This is a genomic window from Vagococcus fluvialis (genome assembly GCF_003337315.1).
Classification (GTDB): domain Bacteria; phylum Bacillota; class Bacilli; order Lactobacillales; family Vagococcaceae; genus Vagococcus; species Vagococcus fluvialis.
Genome location: NZ_QPJV01000022.1, coordinates 1 through 1,705, shown reverse-complemented (window position 1 = coordinate 1,705; position 1,705 = coordinate 1). Strand labels below are relative to the sequence as shown.

The following is a 1,705-nucleotide window of genomic DNA, read 5'->3' as shown; positions in this document are numbered from 1 at the left end:
AATCTCTCAAAACTGAACAAAGTAAATTCAACCAATGTGTTTCCGTAATATTCCTTAGAAAGGAGGTGATCCAGCCGCACCTTCCGATACGGCTACCTTGTTACGACTTCACCCCAATCATCTATCCCACCTTAGGCGGCTGGCTCCAAAAGGTTACCTCACCGACTTTGGGTGTTACAAACTCTCGTGGTGTGACGGGCGGTGTGTACAAGGCCCGGGAACGTATTCACCGTGGCGTGCTGATCCACGATTACTAGCGATTCCGGCTTCATGTAGGCGAGTTGCAGCCTACAATCCGAACTGAGAACGGCTTTAAGAGATTAGCTAAACCTCGCGGTCTCGCGACTCATTGTACCGTCCATTGTAGCACGTGTGTAGCCCAGGTCATAAGGGGCATGATGATTTGACGTCATCCCCACCTTCCTCCGGTTTGTCACCGGCAGTCTCGCTAGAGTGCCCAACTGAATGATGGCAACTAACAATAAGGGTTGCGCTCGTTGCGGGACTTAACCCAACATCTCACGACACGAGCTGACGACAACCATGCACCACCTGTCACTTTGTCCCCGAAGGGAAAGCTCTATCTCTAGAGTGGTCAAAGGATGTCAAGACCTGGTAAGGTTCTTCGCGTTGCTTCGAATTAAACCACATGCTCCACCGCTTGTGCGGGCCCCCGTCAATTCCTTTGAGTTTCAGCCTTGCGGCCGTACTCCCCAGGCGGAGTGCTTAATGCGTTAACTGCAGCACTGAAGGGCGGAAACCCTCCAACACTTAGCACTCATCGTTTACGGCGTGGACTACCAGGGTATCTAATCCTGTTTGCTCCCCACGCTTTCGAGCCTCAGCGTCAATTACAGACCAGAGAGTCGCCTTCGCCACTGGTGTTCCTCCATATATCTACGCATTTCACCGCTACACATGGAATTCCACTCTCCTCTTCTGCATTCAAGTTCCCCAGTTTCCAATGACCTTCCTCGGTTGAGCCGAGGGCTTTCACATCAGACTTAAGAAACCGCCTGCGCTCGCTTTACGCCCAATAAATCCGGACAACGCTTGCCACCTACGTATTACCGCGGCTGCTGGCACGTAGTTAGCCGTGGCTTTCTGGTTAGATACCGTCAAGGTGGGAACAGTTACTCTCCCACTTGTTCTTCTCTAACAACAGAGTTTTACGATCCGAAAACCTTCTTCACTCACGCGGCGTTGCTCGGTCAGACTTTCGTCCATTGCCGAAGATTCCCTACTGCTGCCTCCCGTAGGAGTCTGGGCCGTGTCTCAGTCCCAGTGTGGCCGATCACCCTCTCAGGTCGGCTATGCATCACGGTCTTGGTAGGCCATTACCCCACCAACTAACTAATGCAGCGCGGGCCCATCCAACAGTGACACCGAAGCGTCTTTTATTATTCTCCCATGCGGGAAAACAAATTATGCGGTATTAGCACCTGTTTCCAAGTGTTATCCCCCTCTGTTGGGCAGGTTGCCCACGTGTTACTCACCCGTCCGCCACTCTTTGATTTTCGGTGGAGCAAGCTCCGGTGAAAATCAAAGCGTTCGACTTGCATGTATTAGGCACGCCGCCAGCGTTCGTCCTGAGCCAGGATCAAACTCTCAATAAAAGTTGATTAACATCTTAAAGATGTTTAGCTCATTAATTTTAAAACTTGCTAGCGAATTGTATTCACTAAATATGGTTTGTTTCTACTAA

At 50.7% G+C, this 1,705-nt stretch carries 1 rRNA gene; it reads right to left on the bottom strand.

Features of this window, described 5'->3' with window-relative positions:
- Positions 1-58 precede the first annotated feature (58 nt).
- Positions 59-1,616: ribosomal RNA gene (locus DFR54_RS12995) — 16S ribosomal RNA — on the bottom strand.
- Positions 1,617-1,705 lie beyond the last annotated feature (89 nt).